Here is a 21,616-nt window from a genome sequence, read left to right on the forward strand (position 1 = left end):
CCGTCCCGGAATGCCAAAGACTGTCGGGAAGCCCCCAAAAGAACGGGCTGGTCTGAAGTGACGAGGAGCGGCTCTCTCAGGGGCCGCGGGGCGGGCGCTTCGGCGAGCCTGCCGGGCATTCGGGTCCCTCGCAGAACCTTTCAGGACTCGGCTCGGACTTCTCCACACCTGCGGTTGATCAGGACGGTGGACGGGACCACGGGCGGAACGGATCGCTACAGACTTCCGGCCGAAGTCGGGTCATCGAGCGGTGAGGACGTGTGCCCACGGCTCATCGATGTCGGCCAGACCCAGCACCGTGACCACGTTGTCGAGCATTCCGGCGCCGAACCAGCGCCGCACGGCGTCGTCGTCGCCCAGCACCTGCCGAACGGTGTCAACCTGCTTGGCGTAGCACCGGCGCACGGCCTCTGCCACTAGCGGCTCGCCGACGGCACAGTTCGCGTGCATGAGGAAACGCAGGACGTTCCGGTCCGCGACGAGCGCGGCGTAGGCGCCGCGCGCCGCATCCAGCGCCGCCTCGGCCCCGCCGGACGTCGGCGAGTGAGCGACAAGCGTTTCGGTCATGACGACGGACACGTGGTCGACCACCGCCGCGAAGAGGGCTTCCTTGTTCGGGTACAAGCGATAGAGATACGGCTGAGAGATGCCGACCCAGTCTGCGATCTCGTGCGTCGTCGTACCGTAGAAACCTTTTTGCGCGAAGCAATCGACCGCGGCGGCCATGAGGGTCCGACGTCGTTCGTCACTCTTCTTGCTGGTACCGGCGGCGGGCATGGAAATCAGTTAAACAGGCGCCCCCCTCAGCCTCCAAAAGTCACGCTGCGGTCAGGGTCGGACGGCACGTCGTGGGGTGTCAGCGCCTCGATCGCCACCAGCGGGTTCCAGTAGTCCAGGTAGTGGGTGATGCGCGCGTCGTCATCGGTCCGGACGACGGAGACGCACGTCTGCTCGTACGGCTTGCCGGTCGACAGCGCCGTGCCCGTCGAGCGGAACTCGGCGATCACCAGACTCGGATCGACCGTCTCGTGGAACACCAGGTCGACGAACTCCACGTCGAAGGTCTCGGGGAATTTGCTCATGTGCGCCACCAGTGCGTCTCGCCCCATTACCCGCTGCGGCACGCCCGCCGGCGCGTACGGGAACTCCAGCACCGCGTCCGTGGCGAACAGCTTCACCCATTCGTCGGTCCGTCCGGCGGCGGTGAGGCGCAGGTGCTCGGCCACGGTGTGCTGTGCCGTGGCGCGGCGGGCGGCGTCGCCTTCCTTGACTGTCATGTCCGCTCCTACGTTAGCGGTAGACCTATAACTTACCGGACGGCAGCCGTTGCGGATAGTCGAACAGAGGTAACTCCGTTGGATTCCGGTCCGGTTCACGTACGGGATGGCGTCCGGAAAAGAGTCCGACGACTCCCGGGTCGGCGATGGTTCCGCGCCCGGCCGCCCGCGAGTTCTGCGTGAGCTGGTCGTGACGGCAGGCGGTGATCTCCGAGGTCCGTCCGGGCCGAGCTGAGCCGAGTGGGAGGGGTCGCGACATGCCGCGTGGGCCGTCTCCACCGTCCTGAAAGGTTCTGCGAGGGACCCGGATGCCCGTCTGGTCGCCGAAGCGCCCGTCCCTCTGCTCATGACGGGGCCGCTCCTCGTCACTACAGACCAGCCCGTTCTTTTGGGGGCTTCCCGACAGTCTTTGGCATTCCGGGACGGGCCGGTCGGTCAAGGGTGGAGCGCAGCGAAATCGCGTAGCGACGCGAACGCAGTGAGCGCCCTTGAGGGACCGGACCGGCACGGAAGGACAGTGGACTGGCGGGAAACCCCCAAACCTTCCGAGAGCCCGCCCCGCACGCACCCCGCCGAGGTTCCCCCCGACCCCGCCCCGCCCCGCCCCCGGTGGCGGCAGTCCCTCCGGCAGTCCTCGTGGCCCTTAGCTGCCGGAGGGACTGCCCGCCGGGGAGGGGGCGGGTGCCTAGCTTGGGGGCACGGACTGCGGTCCGTTCCCACCCCCCTCGCCTGGAGGCCCCGCGATGCCCTCGACCGCCCCCACCGCCCGCGCCGTCCTGGACGGCGGCCCGGCGAGCGCCCCGGCCCCCGGGGTGCTCGACCGGATCGACGTCCAGGTGGCCGCCGGGCCCGGGCGGCTCGCTCTGGTGCACGGTGAGCGTCGCATGACCTACGGGCAGTTGGCGCTCGCGGTGGCCCTGCGCGCCGACGCCCTCGCGGCCGAGGGTGCGGGGCCGGGCCGGCTGGTCGCGGTGTGCCGGCCGCGCGGGATCGACGCCGTGGTCGGTGTGCTCGCGGCCCTGCGGACCGGGGCGGCCTACCTGCCCCTGGACCCTGCCGCGCCCGCCGCTCGTACCGCGGCGATCCTGACGGACTGCGCGGGCCGTGACCTCGACCTGGGTGAGGGCGAGTTCGCCCTGCCCGGTGCGGGTGTCCCCGAGGGGGCGGCGTACGTCATCTACACGTCCGGCTCCACGGGTACGCCGAACGGCGTGGTCGTCGGGCACCCGGCGCTGGCCCACTTCACGGCCGGGGCGAGCGAGCGCTACGGGATCACCGCCGAGGACCGGGTCCTCCAGTTCGCCCCGCTGCACTTCGACGCGAGCGTGGAGGAGATCTTCCTGACCCTGGGCGCGGGGGCCACCCTGGTCCTGCGCGACGAGGACATGCTGGACGTCCCCGGGCTGCTGGCCGGCTGCGCCGCCCACGGGATCACGGTCCTGGACCTGCCGACCGCGTACTGGCACGAGCTGGCCCACGCCCTGTCCACCGGCGTCGCCGAACTGCCGCCCACCCTGCGGACGGTGGTCATCGGCGGCGAGGCGGCGCTGCCCGAGCGGGTCGGGCGGTGGTGCCGGGCGGTGGACCCGGAGCGGGTCCGGCTGCTGAACACGTACGGGCCCACCGAGGCCACCGTCGTGGCCACCGTGGCCGACCTGTCCCGGTACACGGGCGGCCCGGTCCCGATCGGCCTGCCGCTGCCGGGCGTACGGGCCGCCGTGGTCGACGGGGAGCTGTGGCTGCTCGGCGGGGCCCTCGCCGAGGGCTACCTCGGGCGGCCCGAGCTGACCGGCGCCCGCTTCACCACCCTGGGCGGCGAGCGCGCGTACCGCACCGGCGACCTGGTCCACGTACGACCGGACGGTCAACTGGGCTTCCAGGGGCGGGCCGACGACGAGGTGAAGATCAACGGGCACCGGGTGGACCCGGCTTCCGTGGAGTCGGTGCTCACCGGACACCCGGGGGTGCGCGAGGCCGCCGTGGTGGCCCTGGAGGCGGCGGACGGGGTCCGCCGGCTGGCCGCCTTCGTGGCCGCCGACGAGGGCGTGGACGCGGCGGAGCTGCGCGAGCGGGTCCGTACCCGGCTTCCGGCGGCGGCCGTGCCCTCCTCCTTCACCCTCCTGCCCGCACTGCCCCGCACCTCCTCCGGGAAGATCGACCGCAAGGCGCTGCGCGCGGACGGCGCGGCGCCCGACCCGTACCGCGTCTTCGACGGCCCGGTCCTGCCCGCCGAGGACCGGGTGCCGCTGTCCTACGCGCAGCGGCGCCTGTGGTTCCTGGCCGGCCTGGAGGGCCCCTCGACCACCTACAACCTCCCCCTCGTGCTCCGCCTGGACTCCGTCCCGGACCGGGCCGCCCTCGCGCTCGCCCTCGCCGACCTGGTGGAGCGGCACGAGGTGCTGCGCACCGTGTACCCGGCGGTGGACTCCGAGCCCTACCAGCACGTCCTGGCCGCCCCGCCGGTCCCCCTGCCCGTGTACGAATGCCCGCCGGAGGAGCTGGCCGCGCGGGTGGCCGCCCTGACCGCCGGGACCTTCGACCTCTCCGACCAACTCCCGCTACGGGCCTCCCTCCTGCTGCCCGGTGACGGTTCCGCGACCCTGGTCCTGCTGACCCACCACATCGCCACCGACGGCTGGTCGGTCGGCCCGCTGCTGCGCGATCTCGGCGCGGCCTACGCCGCCCGGCTGGACGGGCGGGAGCCGCAGGCGGAGCCGCTGCCGATCCAGTACGCCGACTACACCCTGTGGCAGCGCGAACTCCTCGACGACCCGACCGAGTTGCTCGCCCACTGGCGCGGCGCCCTGGACGGCATGCCGACGGTGTTGGACCTGCCCGCCGACCGGCCCCGGCCCGCCGAACCCAGCGGGGAGGGCGCCACCCTCGTCGCCCGGCTGGACGCGACGTCGACCCGGCGGCTGACCGCGCTCGCCCGGGAGCGGGGCGCGAGCCTGCTGATGGCGCTCCAGCCCGCCCTGGCGCTCGCCCTGGCCGCCGTCGGCGCGGGGACGGACATCGCGATCGGCACCCCGGTGGCGGGGCGCGGCGACGAGGCCTTGGACGATCTGATCGGCTTCTTCGTCAACACCCTGGTGCTGCGCACCGACGTGTCGGGCGGGGCCTCGTACGCGGAGCTGATCGACCGGGCCCGCGACGCGGACCTGGCCGCCTACGCCCACCAGGAGCTGCCGTTCGACCTGCTCGTCGAGCACCTGCGCCCCGAACGGGCCCTGGCCGTCAACCCGTTCTTCCAGGTGATGCTGACCGCACAGGAGCAGGAGGGGGACAACCAGACCGTCACGGGTCCGCTCGCCGGCCGGTTCGTCGAACCCGGCCTGGAGGCAGCCAAGTTCGACCTGAGCGCCTCCTGCGTGGCCCTGCCTGACGACGGCGGCCTGGAGGTGTGGTGGCAGTACGCGGCGGACCTGTTCGACGCCGACACCGCCCGGCTGCTCCTGGACCTGTTCGTACGGGCCCTCGCGCGGGCCGCCGAGGATCCTGCCGCCCCGACCTCGGCCGCCCCCGGCTCCGAGCGGTCGCTGCTCACCGGGGAGGAGTCCCGGGCGGTGGCGGAGCGCCGGGCCCGCCTCGCCGGGGCCTTGACCCGGCAGGCGGCACAGCGGGCCGCCGAGGCGGCCGTCCCCGCCGCGGACGCGGGTCGCGGGGCGGACGTCGAGGAGGTGCTGCGGGCCCTGTTCGCAGAGGTGATCGGGATCGGCGCGCCGGTCGGCCGGGAGGACAACTTCTTCTCCGTGGGCGGCCATTCGATGATGGGGGTGCGCCTGGTGAACCGCATCCGGGCCGTCCTCGGCCTGGAGGCCCGGATCCGAGACCTGTTCCTCGCGCCGACCCCCGCCGCCCTGGCCGTGCGCCTGGCGCGGGAGAGCGCGCCCGCGGGCCGGCCCGCGCTGGTCCCCGTACCGGACGGCGAACGACCGGAGCGGGTGCCGTTGTCGTACGCGCAGCGCCGGCTGTGGTTCGTGGACCAGCTGGAGGGCCCGGGACGCTCGTACAACATCCCCTTCGCGCTGCGCCCGGACCGACCGCTGGAGCCGGCCGCGCTGGCCGCCGCCCTGGCGGACGTCGCGGAGCGGCACGAGGTGCTGCGGACCGTGTACCCGGCGGTGGAGGGGCAGCCGTACCAGCGGGTGTGCGCGGACGCCCGGCCCGCCTTGGACCTGGTGACCGCCGCGGAGGGTCAGGAGGCGGCGGCGATCGACGCGGCCTGCGGGCACGTCTTCGACCTGGCGGCCGAACTCCCCTTCCGGGCCTCGCTGATCGACTCGGCCGGCTCGCAGGTGCTGGTGGTGCTGGTGCACCACATCGCCGCGGACGGTTGGTCCGCCGGCCCGCTCCTCGCGGACCTGGCCACGGCGTACGAGGCCCGGTCGGCCGGGCGCGGTCCCGACTGGGAGCCGCTGCCGGTGCAGTACACCGACTACACCCTGTGGGAGCGGGCCGCCCTGGAGGGCGAGACCGCCGCCGCCCACCTGGCCTTCTGGGAGCGGACCCTCGCGGACGCGCCGCCCGTGCTGGAGCTGACCTCGGCCCGGACCCGGCCCGCCGAGGCCTCCCACCGGGGCGCGGCGACCCCCCTCTCGCTGGACGCCTCCGTACACGCCCGGCTGGAGCGTCTCGCCCTGGACCACGGAACCACTCTGTTCACGGTGGTCCAGGCGGCCTTGGCCGCCACCCTCACCCGGCACGGCGCGGGCACGGACCTGCCGCTGGGCACGGTGGTCGCCGGGCGGGACGACGAGGCCCTCGACGGGCTGGTCGGGTTCTTCGTCAACACCCTGGCGCTGCGGTGCGACACCTCCGGCGACCCGCGCTTCTCCGAGCTTCTGGACCGGGTCCGGGACACGGGCCTGGCCGCGTACGCCCACCAGGAGCTGCCCTTCGACCTGGTCGTCGAGCAGCTGAACCCGGTGCGCTCGACGGCCCACCACCCGCTCGTCCAGGTGGTCGTGCAGGTGGCGCCGGCCGAGCCGGTCGTCCCGGAGGGCGCGGCGCTGGCCGGGACCCCGTTGGGCTCCGACTCGGGGTTCACCAAGTTCGACCTGACCCTGTCCCTGCGGGAGACCCGGGACGCGGCCGGCGCTCCGGCCGGGTTGGAGGGGGTGCTGGAGTACGCCACGGACCTGTACGACGGGCCCACGGCGGCCTTGGTCGCCGGGCACGTGGCGCGCACCCTCTCGGCGGTCGCCGAGGACCCGGAGCAGCGGATCGGGGACGTGGAGCTGCTGTCGCCCGAGGAGGAGCTGCGGTTGGCGCGGTACAACGACACGGCCGTCCCGTCGGCGGCCTGCGGGCTGGTCCACGAGCGGTTCGCGGAGCAGGCGCGGCGCACCCCGGACCGGGTCGCGGTCTCCTTCGAGGAGGAGCGCCTGAGCTACGCCGAGTTGGAGGAGCGGGCCAACGTGTTGGCGCACCGGCTCGTCGAGGCCGGCGTGGGTCGGGACCAGGCGGTGGGGCTGTTGTTGGAGCGCACGCCGTACCTGTTGGTGGCGGCGTTGGCGGTGCTCAAGTGCGGCGCGGCGTACGTGCCGTTGGATCCCCGGCTGCCGCAGGCGCGGGTGGACATGATCATGGAGGACGTGGAGGCCCGGGTGCTCCTGGTCCGGGAGGAGCACGCCGGCCTGCCGCAGGTGCGCCGTCAACTGGACGCGGGCGTACGGGTGCTGTCGGTGGACACGCCGGTGAGCGGCTTCCCGCGGACCGCTCCAGAGTCCGCCGCCGGCGAGGACGCCCTGATGTACGTGATGTTCACGTCCGGCTCCACGGGCCGCCCGAAGGGGGTGGGGGTCACCCACCGCAACGTGGTGGAGCTGGTCACCGACCGCTGCTGGGACCTGGCCCACCACCGTCGGATGCTGGTCCATTCGGCGATCGGCTTCGACGCCTCCACCTACGAGCTGTGGGTGCCGCTGCTGAACGGCGGCCAGTTGGTGATCGCCCCCGGTGACGGCACGGACGTGGCGGAGCTGGACCACACCATCCGCACGCACCGGGTCAGCGCCGCCTACTTCACGATGGGGCTCTTCCACATCATGGCCGACGAGGGCCTGGACACCCTCAAGCTCCTCGACGAGGTGTGGACGGGCGGGGACGTGGCCTCCCCGAGCGCCCTCCAGCGGGTCCTGGACCACTGCCCCGACACGGTGCTGGTCCACTCGTACGGGCCCACCGAGACCACCTTCGCCTCGCACCGGCAGCGCTTCGGGCTCGACCAGCGGGTCGTACGGGGCGTCTACCTGGGCGCGGCCCTCGACAACACCCGGGTCCACGTCCTGGACGAGCGGCTGCGGCCGGTCCCGGCCGGGGTCGCCGGGGAGATGTACCTGGCCGGGACGCAGGTGGCGCGCGGCTACCTGGGGCGCCCCGGGCTGACGGCGGAGCGGTTCGTGGCCGATCCGTTCGCCGCCGACGGGGGCCGGATGTACCGCACCGGGGACGTGGTGCACTGGACGGCCGAGGGCGAACTGCGCTTCGTGGGGCGGGCGGACGGCCAGATCAAGCTGCGCGGCTTCCGCATCGAGCCCGGGGAGATCGAGGAGACCCTGGCCCGGCACCCCGGGGTCGGACAGGTCGCGGTGGTGGTCTTCGAGGAAGGCCCGGGCGGCAAGCGCCTGGTCGCGTACGCCGTCCCGCGCGCCGGGCACTCCCTCACCGAGGACGGGCTGCTGCGCTGGGCCGCCGGGGAGCTCCCCGAGCACATGGTGCCCTCGGCAGCGGTCCTGCTCGACGCGATCCCGCTCACGGTCAACGGCAAGCCGGACCGCAAGGCGCTCCCGGCCCCGGCCGCGGCCCCGCGCGCCGCGGGGCGGGCCGCGCGCACCCCGCGCGAGGAGGTGCTGTGCGGGCTGTTCGCCGAGATCCTCGGGGTGGAGGGCGTCGGCATCGACGACAACTTCTTCGCCCTGGGCGGCCATTCGCTGCTGGGCGTGCGTCTGGTGAGTCGGATGCGGACGGTGCTCGGGCTGGAGTGCGGGGTGCGTGACCTGTTCCGCACGCCGACCGTGGCCGGGCTGTTGGGCGACGAGCCGAGCGGCTTCGACCCGATGGGCGTGGTGCTGCCCCTCAACCCCCGTGGCGCTGAGCGGCCGTTGTTCGCCATCCACCCGGGGACGGGGGTGGGCTGGCCGTACGCCGGCCTGGCCCGGCACCTGGGCCCGGACCAGCCGCTGTACGCCATCCAGGCGCGGGCGCTCAGCGAGCTGGGCCACTCGCCCGCCTCGGTGGAGGAGATGGTCGAGGACTACCTCCCGCTGATCCGCGAGGTCCAGCCGCACGGCCCGTACCGCTTCCTCGGCTGGTCCTTCGGCGGTACGGTCGCCCACGCGCTCGCCGTCCGCCTGGCGGAGCTGGGCGAGCGCACCGACCTCCTCGCCATGATGGACGTCCACCTGCTGCCGACGGAGCCCGAGCGGCGCCGGATGACCCCGGCGCAGAAGCGGGACATGCTCGTCGGGGACGCCTCGGACGAGCCGGAGGACGCCCCCTTCGACGTGGACGCCCTGATCGGGCTGGTCCGGCTCAAGGACCCGGTGCTCGGCGCCTTCTCCGACGGGGAGATCCGCTCGGTGATCGGCGCCTCCATCAACCACGCCGAAATCATGAACCTGTACGCCCCGCGCCCGGTCGCCACCGACATGTTGTTCCTGGCGGCCCTGGAGGACGGGGAAACGGAGAACACCCTCGCCCCCCACTGGATCCCGTATGTCGAGGGCCCCGTGGAAAACCATGTCATCGGGGTTCCGCACACCAGAATGGGCGAACCGGCACCACTCGCACTGATCGGCCGCATTCTTTCCGAGAAATTGAGGAGTCTGTCATGACCAATCCTTTCGACGACACCGAAGGCACCTTCCACGTGGTGGTCAACGCCGAGGGACAGCACGCCCTGTGGCCCGTGTTCGCCCAGGTCCCGGGTGGTTGGGAGGTCGTGTGGGGCGAGGGTTCGCGGGCCGACGCGCTTGCCTACGTGGAGCGGAACTGGACCGACATCCGCCCCAAGAGCCTGGTGGCCCAGTACGCCTGAAAACGCCGACCGCCCCGTCACCGTGAAATGCCGTGCCCCGCCATGGGGCACGGCATTTCCGCGTCGGGGCTCGCACGCCGCCATTTCCGCGTCGGCTTCGCCGATACTGCCGCCCCAACTTCCCCTTCCTCGGCGTTCGAGTTCCTATATTCCTCTTATGCGACGACGGAATATGGACATCCTGCTGAGCGGAACGGCATCGGATTCCCACACCTGGAACCTGGTGTACCTCCAGCTCTTCCTGGAGGAACTGGGGCACCGGGTCCGCAATCTCGGCCCCTGTGTCACGGACGACCTGCTGACCGGGGCCTGCGCCGCCGGCCCCGCGCCCGACCTGGTGGTCATCAGCAGCGTCAACGGCCACGGCTACCGCGACGGCCTCGGCGCCGTGCGCGCCGTCCGCCGGGCGGAACCGACCGTGCCCGTCGTCATCGGCGGCAAGCTGGGTGTCGCCGGGGTCGCCGACCCCGAGCGCCGGGCCCGGCTCCTCGATGCGGGGTGCGACGCCGTCTTCGACGACGGGGACGTCAACGCCCTGCGGGACTACCTCCGCGCCCTCGCCCACGCCCGCGCCGACGGCGCCGTGCAGGCCGTGGCATGAGCGGCGGCGCCACCCTCCTGGCCCCCGGAGCGGTCCGGGGGCCGGCCGGCCCCGACATCTCCTTCGGGGGCTTCGTCGCCCGGGCGGCCGCCGCCGGACAGCTGGTCGTCCAGCCCCGCATGGGCTTCGGCGACCCCCGCCGGATGCGGGACGGCCTGGAGCGCACCCGGGCCGCGGTCGCCACCACGGTCGGCACCCTCACCATCGACAGCTACACCCGGGTCGGCGACCACGCCGCGGCCCGCGCCGCCGTCGCCGAGGGGACCCCGCTCAACGGCTACCCGATCGCGACGCACCCCACCGACCTCACCCGGTCCGTGCTGGACGGGGTGCTGGACCCCACCTTCCCCGTCCAGGTCCGTCACGGCTCCTCCCGCCCCGAGGGCATCGTCCGGGCGCTGGCCGCCGCCGGACTGGACGCCACCGAGGGCGGACCGGTCTCGTACTGCCTGCCGTACGGGCGCACCCCGCTCGCGGAGTCCGTGGAGAACTGGGCCCGCTGCTGCGAACTGCTGGCCTCCCTGGTGCCCGCCCCCCGGGTGCCGCACCTGGAGAGCTTCGGCGGCTGCATGCTCGGCCAACTCTGCCCGCCCGGGCTGCTGGTGGCGCTGAGCCTGCTGGAGGGCATGTTCTTCGTCCGGCACGGGCTGCGCAGCGTGTCCCTCAGCTACGCGCAGCAGACCGATCCGGCGCAGGACGAGGATGCGTTACGGGCCCTGCGCCGGCTGGCCGCCGAGTTCCTGCCGGCCGATGTGGACCGGCACGTCGTGCTCTACACCTACATGGGCGTCTTCCCCCGCACCGCGCCCGGCGCGACCCGTCTGCTGGAGGCCTCGGCGCGGTTGGCCGTACGGGCCGGGGCCGAGCGGCTGATCGTGAAGACGGCCGCGGAGGCGCACCGGATCCCGACCGTGGCGGAGAACGTACGGGCCCTGGAGACGGCGGCGGCCACGGCCGCGCTGACCGAGGCGCCGCACGCCGCGGCAGCGGCCGACGGCGAGGACAGCGAGGTGTACGGGGAGGCCCGCGCCTTCGTGGAGGCCGTATTGGAGCTGGGCGAGGACCTCGGCCGGGCCCTGCGCACCGCGTTCGCGCGCGGGGTACTGGACGTCCCCTTCTGCCTGCACCCGGACAACGCGGGCCGCTCGCGCAGCTTCCTCGACGCGGAGGGTCGGCTGCGCTGGTCCACGACCGGCTCGATGCCGGTGAGCCCGCACCGGCCCCGCCGGCGGACGCCCGCGCGCCCACCGATGACCGCCGACGGGCTGCTCGTGGCCCTGGGCTCGGTGGCCCGCCGCTTCGACGGACCCGAGCCCCGCACCTGAACGCCCGCGCGCCCCGCGCGCGAACGCCCTCACCTCCCCTTCAGACCTTGCGCCTTCGTCCCGTTCCCCCGTCCACCCGGACCCCACCCGACCCAGGAGTCGACATGGAGCTTCGAACCCCTCCGCCGCTCGGTGAGCACCTGCGCTCGGCGCAGCTGCGCTCCGCGATGCTCGTCCAACAGGAAGCCCTCCACGCCGCGCGGGAGTTCCTGCGCGGCGAGGACTTCGTGGAGCTGCTGCCCCCGCTGGTCGGACCGGTGACGGATCCGGGCGGCCGGGGTGCGAAGGCGCTGGACGTGGACTACTACGGACAGCCTTACAAGCTGATGACCAGCGCGATCCTCTACAAGCAGGCCTCCCTCAAGGGCTTTCCCCGGCTGTTCTACATCGCCCCGAACGTCCGGGTGGAGCCGCCGGAGACGGCGGGCACCGGCCGGCACCTGGTGGAGTTCCACCAGATCGACGTCGAGCTGGCCGGCGGCACCCGGCGTGACGCGCAGGAGATCGCGGCCGGGCTGCTGACGCACGTGGTCGAGCACGTGTGGACGACCGTCCCGGAGATCCTGCGCGAACTGGGGCGCGAGGAGCTGGACTTCGCCGAACTGCGGCAGGGCAAGTTCGACCGCCTGACCCACGAGGAGGCAGTGGCCCGACTCATCGGACGCGGCCACCCGCAGAGCCCGGACGCGGAGATCGACTGGGAGGGCGAGAAGGTGCTCTCCCTGGAGGCCGACCGACCGTTCTTCGTCGACGACTATCCGAAGGGCTCGCGCGGGTTCTACGACCGCGAGGATCCCGAACACCCCGGCGTACTGCGCAACTTCGACCTTTTGGTGCACGGCGGCTACGGCGAACTGGTCAGCGGCAGCGAGCGGGAGAACGACTACGCCACGATCGTGACCCGGATGCGCGAGAGCGGGGAGAACCCCGCCAAGTACGCCTGGTACCTGGAGCTGGCCCGCGAGGGCATCGAGCCGAGCGCCGGCTTCGGGATGGGCCTCCAGCGCCTGGTCCGCTTCCTGACCGGACTCGACGCCCTGTGGCAGGTCAGCGCCTACCCGAAGCTGCCGGGGGTGATCGCCCCGTGAGCGCCTCCACCGATGCCCTGGGCGCTCCCGGTTTCCCCGAGGGGGCCGTACGGGCCCGCGCGCGGGCCGGGACGGCCGAGGTGTTCCCGCCGGCCGGGGAGTACGGGTCCCGCCTGTTCGGGGCGGATGCCCCACCGGCACGGCCCGGGGACTCCCTGGACGAACTGCGCCTCACGCCGCCGGTGTTCATGCCCAGGCGGCTGGAGAAGCTGATCGACCTGGGCCGGGAGCCCTCCTACGAGGACGTGGACCTGCGCACCTCGGTCGGCGGCTTCGACGCCCGCCTCCCGCTCTACCTCTCGGCGTTCGGCTCCACCCGGGCGGGCAACGGCGACCTCGGCGTGGCCGCGGCCCGGCAGGCGGCCCGGCTCGGCGTCCCGATGGTGATCGGGGAGAACATGGTCCCGGTCCACGGCTACGGCGGCAGCTCCGCCCTCCTGGAGCGGGTGGCGGCGTACGCAGATGCCCTCGACCCGGGGGTCGGCGGGGTGGTGGTGCAACAGTCCACCGAGGACGCCGACTCCGAGGTGTGGAACCTCCTCTACAGCGACCCGGGCAGCCGCGCCCTGAGGGACTCCGGCCGGCTCGGCTTCGAGCTGAAGGTGGGGCAGGGCGCCAAGCCCGGCCTCGGCGGGATGACGGTGGTCGGCGCGGCGGAGGCCGAACGCCTCGGCGCGCAGTTCGCCGTCCGGGACCTCCTGGGCGACCCCGACGGGCGGCTGCTGCGCTGCGCCACCCCCGGGACCTTCACCGAGGAGATCGTCCGCCAGCAGCTGCGTTTCATGCGGAACAACTTCCCGCTGGCCCGCACCTGGGTGAAGTTCCACCCGGGCCGGGACATCGCGCGGGCCGCCGCCACCGCCTGGGCGGCCGGCGCGGACGCCGTCACGGTGGACGGCGCCGAGGGCGGCACCGGCTGGGCACCCCGGGTGTTCCTGGAGCAGGCCGGGCTCCCGCTCGGGGAGTGCCTGATCCGCATCGGGCGGCCGGCGGGGAACCTGCTCGCCTCGGGCCGGATGTGGGAGGGGGGCCGCGCCGTACGCGCCCTCGCCCTGGGCGCGACCGCGGTGGGCCTGGGCCGGGCCGCGCTGCTCGCCGTCGACGAGGATCCCGCGGAGGGCCTCGTACGGCTGGTGGAGGCCCTGGCCCTGGAGGTGCGGCTGCTGGTCAGCGCGGTCGGCAAGTACCGGCCCGGCGACCTGGACTCCGAGGACCTCTGGTCGCCGGGCGGCGCCCCGGCCGCCGCTCCCGTGCCCGTCGGGGAGCGGTCGTGACCCCGCGCCGCCCGGCGCGCCCGGCCCGGCCCGCCGGCGCCGCGCACCCCGTCCGGGCCGCCCGCGGGCCCCGCGTCGGCGGGCTGGTCCGGGCCCGCTTCCGGTTCGGCGAACTGCCCGGGGTCACCGCTCCCCCCGGGCCGGCCGGCCGGGCCGCCGGGGCCGCCGCCGCCCGGGCCCTGGCCGAAGCCGGCCTCGGCCACCTGGGCGGGCACCTGGACCTGCGTACGTACGGCCCCGCACCCCGGGGCCCGCGCCTCGCGCACGCCGCCCGCCGGGCCGTGACCGCCGCCCTGGCGGCCCGCCCCCACGACTGAGCACCCACGACCGAGCACCCGGACCGAGCACCCCGAGACCCGGCACTCCGAGGCCCGGCGCTCCGAGGCCGGGCGATCCGAGGCCGGGCGCCCGCCGGCCCGCCCCGCGCACGAACCCGCCCGTCACCCCCGACCGACAGAGAAGGTCCGCCATGGACACCCCCGCGCAAGACTCCCCCGTACCCGACGCACCCGTACGTCCCTCCCCGGCGACCCGCGTGCAGTGGGGCCGCGTCGGCTCCCTCGTGGGCGGGCAGGCCGCCGTCCAACTCGGCAGCTTCGCCCTGCTCATCGCCATGAACTGGACCGCCGTCGAACTCGGCGGAACCCGCGCCGTGACCGTCCTCATGCTGGCCGCGACCGTCCCCCGGGCCCTGATGCTGATCTTCGGCGGGGCCGTCGCCGACACCCTCGGGCCCCGCTTCGTCCTGCTGCGCACCACCGCCGCCCGGGTCGTCCTGCTCACCGTCGGAGCCGTGGTCACCGCGGGCGCCCACTCCCTGTGGCCGCTGGTGGTGATCGCCCTGATCGAGGGGATCCTGCTCGGCCTGGCCGGCCCGGCCTCCGGGGTGCTCCTGCCCATGTTCGCCCGGGGGGAGCAACTGGCCCGCGCCAACTCCCTCTACGCGATGGTCCTGCGGGTGGCCCCGATCCTCGGCGCCCCGGCCGGCGCCTTCCTGATCACCGTCGGCGAACTGTGGGTGGCCCTCGTCGTCGGCGCGGTGAGCGGCGCCCTCTGGTTCGGCTGCCTGCTGCACGTCACCCACGGGTTCGTCCGGCCCGAGCCCGAGCCCGGCGTCTCCCTCGTCAAGCGCTCCGGTGACGGCTTCCGCCTACTGGCCCAGAACCCGCGGCTGCGCTGGATGTTCATCGCCGCGCTCTGCCTGGACCTGGCCTTCAGCTGGCCCGCCGAGGTCGCCCTGCCCCTCCTGGTCTCCGAACGCGGCTGGGGTGTGAGCGCGGTGGGCATCGTGCTCGCCGCCTTCAGCGTGGGCGCGCTCGGCTCCAGCGCGGTGGGCGCGGCCCTCGCGCACCGCATCCCGATGTTCGTACGCCTCGTCGTGACCGGCATCGGCCTGGCCGCCGGGATCCTGGTGATGGCGCTGATGCCCTCGGTGACCTCGCTCACCGTCGTCGCGGCCGGCGTCGGACTGCTGTCGGGCCTCAACGGCCCGGCCATCGTGACCCTCTACCAGCAGTCGGCCCCCGAGGACCGGATGGGCGCGGCGATGTCCACGCTGTCGCTCGCCGGGATCGGTACGGCGCCCCTGTCGATCGCCGTCTTCAGCTCCCTCTCCCTGGTCCTCGGCATCCAGACCACCTGGCTCCTGTGCGGGGCCATCGCCTTCGTCTCCCCGGTCGCCGCGGTCATGGCCCTGCGCCAGCCGGAGCGGGTCGACGCCGTGGAGCCGGCCGTGACGGAGTCGCCCGTCCCGGCCGCGGTGTGAGCGGGGCCGGGGTGGGCCTGCTCGCCGAAGGGCTGCTCCTGCCGCGGGAGCTGGACCCACAGGCCGCGCCGACCCTGGTCCTCCCGCTGGGCGCCGGTCCGGAGCTGTGGCTGGTGGACACCACCGCGCACCGGGTGCAGGCGGCCCGGCACGCGCCGGGCACGCTGGACGCCCAGGAGCTGGTGCGCGCGGCGGAGTTCGCCCTCGCCGCCGACCGGGACAGCTACGTCTGCGCCCACGTGGCCCTGCGCCGACTGCTCGGGGCCTACCTGGGGACGGCCCCGCGCGAGGTGGTCGTCGAGCGGGCTCCGTGCTCGCACTGCGAGGAACCGCACGGGCGCCCCGTACTGCCGGGCGGGGCCCTGCACTTCTCGCTCTCGCACTGCACCGGGATCAGCCTGCTGGCCTTCGCGACGGCCCCGGTCGGGGCGGACGTGGAGGAGCTGATCCGGCCGGACGTGATCGCCGACACCGCCGACGTCCTGCACCCGGGGGAGGCGGCCGAGATCGCCCTGCTCCCGGCCGTCGAACGACCCTTGGCCTTCACCCGGGTGTGGACCCGCAAGGAGGCCTACCTCAAGGGGCTGGGCGTCGGCCTCTCGGGGGACCCGGCCGCCGACTACGTGGGGTCGGGTCCCCGCCCGAGCGATCCCCCGGACTGGAAGGTCTCGGACGTCCGGGCTCCGCGGGGGCACTGCGCGGCGGTGGCCCTGCGGACGGGCTGACGCCGTCGGCGCGCTCAGCCGCGCGGGAGGACCGAGGCGAGGACCGCCGGGAGCGGGTACCAGTCCGAGGAGGCGATCGAGGCGTGGTGGGAGGCCATCAGGGCGAGGCGGGCCCGCGCCTGCTCCTCGGTGGGGTGGACGGAGTCGATGGCGGGGGCGACGCCGTGGGCGTCGGTGGCGATCAGGAGGTAGTGGTTGCGGTCGTACCAGGCCGTGTCGATGGAGCCGGAGGCGTAGGCGCTCGCGTCCCCGTCGAAGACCACGAACCAGGGCCGCAGGGAGGCGTCCGCGTAACGGGCGCGCGGGTCGCCGGCCTCGGCGCGGTGCACGGCGGGGAAGGCCGCGGCCCGGTCGAGGCGCCCCGAGGCGGCCAGGGAGCGCAGGTGTTCGGCGTACTCCCGGTCGGTCCACAGCTTGTCGGCCGCGTTGCCCTCCTCCAGCGTGCCGGGGATCAGCTCGACGAGGAACTTCCCGGCCATCGCGGAGCGGGCCGGCCAGGCCCCGGCGCGGGCGGCCGCGTCCAGGTCGGGGTGACCGGCGGCCAGTTGCCCGGGCCGGTAGAGGGCGTCGCCGAGCTTGGAGTCCAGCAGGGCGTCGAGCTCGGCGGGGCCGCGTCCGAGGTTGGCGGCGAAGCCGTCCTTGAGCTCCATCTTGAGGACGATCGGGCGGTGTCCCGGGTGGGCGTCGTGCCAGCTGCGGATGTCGGAGAGGCAGCCCGCGAGGTTCTGGTCGCGGGACTTGGTCCGCAATTGCGCGGGGCTCGTGGCGTTCTCGCAGTTGCTGTTGTTGCCGAAGGGGTTGTCGTGGGCGACCCGCCAGGAGCTGCCGAAGAAGTTGGTCCACACGTCGAGTTCGAGCATGGCCGCGCCGGAGTCCAGGGCGTCGGCGAAGTAGGGGAACTTGGCCTTCTCGTAGGCGTTGTGCACCCCCACCCCGGTGGAACCCGCGTACGGCAGGTCCGCCGCGCCGGCGGCCGGGCCCGTCGCGCCCGCGGGGGCCGTGCCCAGGGTGAGGGCCAGGGTGAGGGCGGTCAGGGCGGCGACCGCCGCGCCCATCGTCCGGTGTCGCGTGCTCATGCGTCCGACTCCCATTGGCTCGTGGCATTCAAATCGCCGCGAGACTAAGGGAGTTGGATGGACTCGGAAAGGACTCCGGATGACCGGCGGGCAGCGTGGCCTGATACCGCCGGTCCGGGTCGATGGGGCGCCGGGGGCCGGGGGCGGGGGCCGGGGTGGCGCCTCGGAATCCGGTGGGCCTCGGGATCACCCCGGCCTCGGGACTACTTGGATTCGACGCGTCCGTAGGCGTCGGGTCCGGTGGTCAGCGCGTCCCGCGCCGTCTGCCAGGCGTCGTCGGCCGGATTGAAGGCGGTGCGGAGGTAGGCGGCGGCGAGTTCGGCGACCACGGCGACGCGGTCGGGGCTCTCGTCCGTGGTCTCGGTGCTGTCGAAGCCCTGGATGCCGCCCAGGAGGTGTTCGCCGTCGAAGACGGTGAGCAGGGCCTTGGGGCCGGGGGCGAGGTGGTAGGGGTCGGCGTGCCAGTCCGGTCCCATGGTCGTCCAGTGCCGAGAGTCGTCCTTGTCGCCGGCGACGACGAGTGCGGGGGTGGTCATGGTGGTGAGGTCGGTGGTGCGGAACACCGGCATGTACTCGGCCATGAACCCGTTGAAGGTGTCACCGCCCCGGCCGATGCCGCAGAGGACCACGCCCTGGGTGATGCGGGCGTCGAGCGCGTTGACCTCTTCCCCCGTGTCGGGGTCGGTGACCTTGGCGCCGAGGAGGAGTTCCGCGGTGAAGGCGCCCAGGGAGTGTCCGGCCACGGCGATCTTGCTCCGGTCCACGCGTCCGGCGAGCTGCGGGACGGCCTGCTCGATCTCGGCGAGGCGGTCGATGATCGCGCTCATGTCCTGAGTGCGGGAGCGCCAGAAGTAGGGCGCTCCGGGCTTGTCGCCGACCTGACGGCCGAGCCGGGGGGCGCTGAGGTGGTTGGGCTGGATCACGACGAAGCCGCGGGCCGCCCAGACCTTGGCGAGGGGGAGGTATCCGTCGGAGGAGGAGAGGCCGTAGGCCGCGCCGTGGCCGTGCGACAGGAGGATGACCGGCAGATCGGTGCCGGTGACGGGCGCGGAGACGCGCACTTCGAGGTCCAGCGGGCGTCCGGGGACCGCCAGCGTGACGGGGCTGACCGACATCACGGGCGGGGCGGACGGGTTGAGGTGGGTGTCGGCGACGGAAGTCCACTCGGCCATGGTGTGCCATTCCCTTCAGGGGGTCCGCCGCGCGTCCCGCGGGGCGACGCGGCTAGACTGGATGCAAAACGGAACGTTGCTCCGCCGACGATACGGAACAGCGCTCCGCTTCGCAATCGGACACGCCCCGCCGTGGCGGCGGTCGTGGGAGACGGGGGACCTGTGCCCGGTACGGAACGGCCCGGAAAAGCCCCGGCCGCGACCAAGCGGGCCGATGTGGCGCGCAACGAGGAGAAGCTGCTCGCCGCCGCCGCGGAGGTGTTCGTGACCTCCGGCGTCGACGCGCCCGTCCGGGAGGTCGCGGCACGGGCGGGAGTCGGCATGGGCACGCTCTACCGCCACTTCCCCACGCGCGCCGACCTCGTCGTGGCCGTCTTCCGCCACCAGGTCGAGGAATGTGCCGACGCCGGACCCCGCCTGCTGGCCGAATCCGAATCGCCGCTGACGGCCCTACGCCAATGGATCGACCTGTTCGTCGACTTCCTGGTCACCAAACACGGCCTCGCCGACACCGTGCAGCCGACCAGCAGCGGCTACGCCACCCTGCACACCCACTTCATCGACCGCCTGCTCCCCGTCGCCGGACAGCTCCTCGACGCCGCCGTCGCCGCGGGCGAGATCCGACCCGCCATCGAGCCCTACGAGCTGATGCGCGGCATCGGCAACCTCTGCCTGGCCCCCGACCCCCGCTGCGACCCGCGCAAACTCATCGCCCTGCTCCTGGCCGGGCTCCAGCACCCGAAGGCACCCTGACCAAGGTGATCAGGCACCGACCGCGCGGACTCGACGTCCCGGCACCACACGTCCCCCAACCTCCCAAGGGAGAGCCGATGTTCCTCACGAGCGCGTGCGCGCCGTGTCCGGTGGTGCGGTGAGACGGCGGCGGGGCGCGCGGGTCGGTGTGCTCGTCGCCGTCTGCTGCGCGGCGCTCGCGGCCGGGGTGGGGCTGCTCTGGCCGCGCCTGTTCGGCCCGCTCGCGGACGGGGACCCGGTGCTCGGGCGGTACGTCCAGGACGCGGCGCTCGCCGACGCCTCGGGCGCCGCCCTGGAGGGGCTGACCCGGGCCGCTCCGCCGGTCGGGGCCCTGGCGCCCCGGGCCCGGGGCGAGTGGCGGCCCTCCGAACCGCTGGAGGCCGTGGTCGCGCCGACCGAGCCGGCGATAGGGGCGCTGTTCTCCCCCGGCGCGGACTGGGACGGCGACCACCACTGCTCGGGCAGTGTGGTCCACTCCCCCGGCGGGGACCTGATCGTCACCGCCGCGCACTGCGTGTACGCGGGCGGCTTCCGCACCAACCTCGCCTTCGTCCCCGGCTATCGGGACGGCTCCGCCCCCTACGGCGTCTGGGTGCCGACCCGCATCGAGGTGGACCCGCGCTGGGTGGAGTCCTCCGACCCCGACCACGACGTGGCCTTCATCCGGGTGCGCCGCTCCGGGCCGGAAGGGGAGCCCGGGCCGCGGTTGGAGGAGCTGACGGGGGCACATCCCCTCGGGATCCGCGCCGCCCTGCCGGAGCGGGCCCGCCTGGTGGGCTACCCGAACGACTCGGAGGAGCCCCTGGGCTGCGCCAACACCGCCGAAGCCGCCGGACCCACGCAGCTGCGGCTGGACTGCGCGGACGTGCCCAACGGGACCAGTGGCGGCCCCGTCCTGAGCGCGGCGGGAACCCTGATCGGGGTGATAGGCGGTCGCGACGGGGGCGGGGACGAGGTGACCTCGTACAGCAGTCGGTTCGGCGAGGACGCCCGCGCCCTGTACGAGCGGGCCGTCAGGGGCTGACCCGTGGCGGGGCCGCGTGGTGGGGCGGGTAATCCTCGGTCGGCGGGGCCGTCGGCAGGCGCCACTTGGACAGCACGCGCAGCACCGTCCAGGGGGTGAGGAGGGTGTTCGGCGGGGCGGACAGCGAGAGGACGCCGAAGAACCGCGCGCAGATCTCCGGGTCGGTGTTGGCCCCGACCATCACCCGGGACATGTAGCCCTGGAGGAACCGCGTGGCGCGGTCGGGCGGCGGTCCCTCGGTGCCGGGGTAGCGGAGGTCCTCGCTGGTGGCGATCTGCCAGGCGACGGAGGCGGCCTCGGCGATACGTCGTTGCACGCGCCGGGCGGCGGCCGGGATCCGCTCGGCGTCCAGCCCGGCGAGCGCCTCGTCCAGGGCCTCGGCACCGAGGGCGGCGACGGTCATGCCGTGTCCGTAGACCGGGTTGAAGCGGCAGGCGGCGTCCCCGAGGACGACGAGGCCGTCGGGCCGGCGGTCCATGCGCTCGTAGTGGTGCCACTCGTTGGCGGTGCCGCGGAACCCGACGGGGTCCGAGAGCGGCTCCGCCCCGCGCAGGGCGTCGTGGAGGGCGGGGCTGCGCAGGCCTCGGGCGAACTCCAGGAACGCGGGGTCCTTGGTGGGCGGCGCGTGCTCGCCGTTGCCGATCAGGGTCACCAGCCAGCGGTCCCCGTCCAACGGCACCAGCACGCCCCCGCGCGGGCTGTCCGGGCGGCCCTGGACGTAGACGCCGTGCCAGCGCCTGTCGGCGTCGGCGGGGACGGCGTAGGTGCGGCTGGAGTAGGCGAGGTGGGAGTCGTAGCGGGTGGTCTCGGGGACGGGGTGGCCGAGCGCGGCCAACCAGGCGGGGGTCTTGGAGCCGCGGCCGGTGGCGTCGACCACCAGCGCGGCGGTGATCGGGTCGCCCTCGCGCAGGGTCACGCCGGCCACGGACCGGTTCCCGTCGGGCCCTGGGAGGAGTCCCGTGGCGAGGGTGCCGCCCAGGATCCGGATCCGGGGGTCGCGCAGCACGGCCCGGCGGACGGTCCAGTCGACGGTCTCGCGGGCGCCGACCAGCACCCGGGCGCCGGGGACCGACCCGAACCAGTCGGCGGGGCTCAGCCAGAGGAAGTCGCGCGGGGACTCCAGCAGCGCGGAGCCGCCGGCCGTCAACTCCGCCGTGATGCCGGGCAGTAGCCGCTCCAGCGCCTCGATGCCCCGGGACCACAGGATGTGCACGTGCCGGGACTGCGGGACGCCGGGCCTGAACCGCGGCCCGTCCTCGGGGAGTTCGTCGCGCTCCACGACGGTGACCCGGGCGAAGCGCTCCGCGAGGACCCGCGCCGCGAGCAGCCCCGCGATGCCGGCCCCCAGGACCACGGCGTGGTCCCGGGGGGCGGGTCGTGCGGTTTCTGGGTGGTTGTCCGGAGTGTCGTCCATGCCGTCGAGTGTCCGCCCCGTCCGCCGCCCCGGTCAGGGGTCGCCCGGGGCGGACGGAGGCGCGGCGGGGCGGACGGGGGC

The 21,616-nt window shown here is 74.1% G+C and carries 16 protein-coding genes; 11 read left to right on the plus strand and 5 right to left on the minus strand.

Annotated elements, in window-relative coordinates:
- Positions 1-240: 240 nt before the first annotated feature.
- Together ACIOD1_RS15685 and ACIOD1_RS15690 are read right to left on the minus strand one after the other, a co-directional pair.
- Positions 241-777 (minus strand): TetR/AcrR family transcriptional regulator, encoded by a 537-nt coding sequence (locus tag ACIOD1_RS15685; RefSeq protein WP_365616825.1) that lies wholly within the window; start codon positions 775-777, stop codon positions 241-243.
- A 26-nt stretch (positions 778-803) separates the two neighbouring features.
- A complete protein-coding gene (locus tag ACIOD1_RS15690) occupies positions 804-1,277 on the minus strand; it encodes a nuclear transport factor 2 family protein (protein ID WP_401902704.1) in 474 nt (157 codons plus the stop codon).
- Between the two features lie 743 nt (positions 1,278-2,020).
- Between ACIOD1_RS15690 and ACIOD1_RS15695 the strand changes: the two genes are divergently transcribed.
- The 9 genes from ACIOD1_RS15695 (at position 2,021) to ACIOD1_RS15735 (ending at position 16,096) form a co-directional block, all read left to right on the plus strand.
- The gene (locus tag ACIOD1_RS15695) at positions 2,021-9,115 is read left to right on the plus strand and encodes an amino acid adenylation domain-containing protein (protein ID WP_401902706.1); all 7,095 of its coding nucleotides are present in this window, start codon (positions 2,021-2,023) and stop codon (positions 9,113-9,115) included.
- Positions 9,112-9,318, plus strand: a complete 207-nt coding sequence (locus ACIOD1_RS15700; protein ID WP_365616821.1) for an MbtH family protein — start codon at positions 9,112-9,114, stop codon at positions 9,316-9,318. The genes ACIOD1_RS15695 and ACIOD1_RS15700 overlap by 4 nt, the downstream gene beginning before the upstream one ends.
- A gap of 172 nt (positions 9,319-9,490) precedes the next feature.
- Positions 9,491-9,919 (plus strand): cobalamin B12-binding domain-containing protein, encoded by a 429-nt coding sequence (locus tag ACIOD1_RS15705; RefSeq protein ID WP_401903070.1) that lies wholly within the window; start codon positions 9,491-9,493, stop codon positions 9,917-9,919.
- Positions 9,916-11,244: a methylaspartate mutase gene (locus tag ACIOD1_RS15710; RefSeq protein WP_401902708.1), complete on the plus strand. Its 1,329-nt coding sequence runs from the start codon at positions 9,916-9,918 to the stop codon at positions 11,242-11,244. The genes ACIOD1_RS15705 and ACIOD1_RS15710 overlap by 4 nt, the downstream gene beginning before the upstream one ends.
- A 104-nt stretch (positions 11,245-11,348) precedes the next feature.
- A complete protein-coding gene (locus ACIOD1_RS15715; protein ID WP_365616817.1) occupies positions 11,349-12,332 on the plus strand; it encodes an asparagine synthetase A in 984 nt (327 codons plus the stop codon).
- The gene (locus ACIOD1_RS15720) at positions 12,329-13,606 is read left to right on the plus strand and encodes a glutamate synthase-related protein (RefSeq protein WP_365616815.1); all 1,278 of its coding nucleotides are present in this window, start codon (positions 12,329-12,331) and stop codon (positions 13,604-13,606) included. The genes ACIOD1_RS15715 and ACIOD1_RS15720 overlap by 4 nt, the downstream gene beginning before the upstream one ends.
- Positions 13,603-13,923, plus strand: coding sequence for a hypothetical protein (locus tag ACIOD1_RS15725; protein WP_401902711.1), 321 nt, complete (start codon positions 13,603-13,605; stop codon positions 13,921-13,923). The genes ACIOD1_RS15720 and ACIOD1_RS15725 overlap by 4 nt, the downstream gene beginning before the upstream one ends.
- Positions 13,924-14,075: 152 nt before the next feature.
- Positions 14,076-15,371, plus strand: a complete 1,296-nt coding sequence (locus ACIOD1_RS15730) for an MFS transporter (RefSeq protein ID WP_401902714.1) — start codon at positions 14,076-14,078, stop codon at positions 15,369-15,371.
- On the plus strand, positions 15,368-16,096 hold the full coding sequence (locus ACIOD1_RS15735) for a 4'-phosphopantetheinyl transferase family protein (RefSeq protein WP_401902717.1): 729 nt from the start codon (positions 15,368-15,370) through the stop codon (positions 16,094-16,096). The genes ACIOD1_RS15730 and ACIOD1_RS15735 overlap by 4 nt, the downstream gene beginning before the upstream one ends.
- Before the next feature lie 14 nt (positions 16,097-16,110).
- Here the strand turns inward: ACIOD1_RS15735 and ACIOD1_RS15740 are convergent, their stop codons facing one another.
- Both ACIOD1_RS15740 and ACIOD1_RS15745 read right to left on the minus strand, forming a co-directional pair.
- Positions 16,111-17,172, minus strand: a complete 1,062-nt coding sequence (locus ACIOD1_RS15740) for a phosphatidylinositol-specific phospholipase C domain-containing protein (RefSeq protein ID WP_365616807.1) — start codon at positions 17,170-17,172, stop codon at positions 16,111-16,113.
- A gap of 203 nt (positions 17,173-17,375) precedes the next feature.
- Entirely contained in the window at positions 17,376-18,344 is a 969-nt protein-coding gene (locus tag ACIOD1_RS15745) for an alpha/beta hydrolase family protein (protein ID WP_401902720.1), read from the minus strand.
- Between the two features lie 162 nt (positions 18,345-18,506).
- On the opposite strand from ACIOD1_RS15745, the gene ACIOD1_RS15750 reads away from it, so the two are divergent.
- Positions 18,507-19,097: a TetR/AcrR family transcriptional regulator gene (locus tag ACIOD1_RS15750; protein WP_365616803.1), complete on the plus strand. Its 591-nt coding sequence runs from the start codon at positions 18,507-18,509 to the stop codon at positions 19,095-19,097.
- A 118-nt stretch (positions 19,098-19,215) separates the two neighbouring features.
- On the plus strand, positions 19,216-20,121 hold the full coding sequence (locus ACIOD1_RS15755; protein ID WP_365616801.1) for a trypsin-like peptidase domain-containing protein: 906 nt from the start codon (positions 19,216-19,218) through the stop codon (positions 20,119-20,121).
- Here the strand turns inward: ACIOD1_RS15755 and ACIOD1_RS15760 are convergent.
- Complete coding sequence (locus tag ACIOD1_RS15760; RefSeq protein ID WP_401902722.1) at positions 20,111-21,535, minus strand: FAD-dependent oxidoreductase; 1,425 nt, start codon at positions 21,533-21,535, stop codon at positions 20,111-20,113. The genes ACIOD1_RS15755 and ACIOD1_RS15760 overlap by 11 nt on opposite strands.
- Positions 21,536-21,616: the final 81 nt, after the last annotated feature.

This window comes from Streptomyces sp. NPDC088097, from assembly GCF_044741845.1.
Lineage (GTDB): Bacteria > Actinomycetota > Actinomycetes > Streptomycetales > Streptomycetaceae > Streptomyces.

Bases quoted from the DNA above. Each gene is read 5' to 3' on its own strand.
- ACIOD1_RS15745 (WP_401902720.1), bottom strand. From the start codon at position 18,344: ATGGCCGAGTGGACTTCCGTCGCCGACACCCACCTCAACCCGTCCGCC.
- ACIOD1_RS15705 (WP_401903070.1), top strand. From the start codon at position 9,491: ATGGACATCCTGCTGAGCGGAACGGCATCGGATTCCCACACCTGGAAC.
- ACIOD1_RS15715 (WP_365616817.1), top strand. From the start codon at position 11,349: ATGGAGCTTCGAACCCCTCCGCCGCTCGGTGAGCACCTGCGCTCGGCG.
- ACIOD1_RS15760 (WP_401902722.1), bottom strand. From the start codon at position 21,535: ATGGACGACACTCCGGACAACCACCCAGAAACCGCACGACCCGCCCCC.
- ACIOD1_RS15695 (WP_401902706.1), top strand. From the start codon at position 2,021: ATGCCCTCGACCGCCCCCACCGCCCGCGCCGTCCTGGACGGCGGCCCG.
- ACIOD1_RS15685 (WP_365616825.1), bottom strand. From the start codon at position 777: ATGCCCGCCGCCGGTACCAGCAAGAAGAGTGACGAACGACGTCGGACC.
- ACIOD1_RS15690 (WP_401902704.1), bottom strand. From the start codon at position 1,277: ATGACAGTCAAGGAAGGCGACGCCGCCCGCCGCGCCACGGCACAGCAC.
- ACIOD1_RS15730 (WP_401902714.1), top strand. From the start codon at position 14,076: ATGGACACCCCCGCGCAAGACTCCCCCGTACCCGACGCACCCGTACGT.
- ACIOD1_RS15740 (WP_365616807.1), bottom strand. From the start codon at position 17,172: ATGAGCACGCGACACCGGACGATGGGCGCGGCGGTCGCCGCCCTGACC.
- ACIOD1_RS15710 (WP_401902708.1), top strand. From the start codon at position 9,916: ATGAGCGGCGGCGCCACCCTCCTGGCCCCCGGAGCGGTCCGGGGGCCG.
- ACIOD1_RS15700 (WP_365616821.1), top strand. From the start codon at position 9,112: ATGACCAATCCTTTCGACGACACCGAAGGCACCTTCCACGTGGTGGTC.